Source organism: Pseudomonas sp. SIMBA_068 (assembly GCF_046534705.1).
In the GTDB taxonomy this organism is placed as follows: domain Bacteria; phylum Pseudomonadota; class Gammaproteobacteria; order Pseudomonadales; family Pseudomonadaceae; genus Aquipseudomonas; species Aquipseudomonas putida.
Genome location: NZ_JAWRYI010001894.1, coordinates 1 through 229, shown reverse-complemented (window position 1 = coordinate 229; position 229 = coordinate 1). Strand labels below are relative to the sequence as shown.

Genomic DNA, 229 nt, shown 5'->3' with positions numbered 1-229 from the left:
CGTGGTCGCCGATGAAGTGCGCCTGCTGGCCCAGCGCACGGCCAATTCGACCCAGGAGATCACCGAGATGGTCGACAAGATCCAGCTGGGCACCCGGGAAGCGGTGAGCAGCATGGACGTCGGAGTCAATCAGGTGAAAAGCGGCGTCGAACAGGCCCAGCAGGCCGGCGAGGCCATCGTCAATATCCGCACCTCCTCCGGCAATGTGGTGCGGGTGGTGGACCAGATC

General features: G+C 64.2%; 1 protein-coding gene. It reads left to right on the top strand.

Going from position 1 to position 229, the window contains the following annotated elements; genetic code table 11:
• Positions 1–229: methyl-accepting chemotaxis protein (locus SB756_RS36355; RefSeq protein WP_410914108.1), on the top strand; the 229-nt coding region annotated here is incomplete at both ends.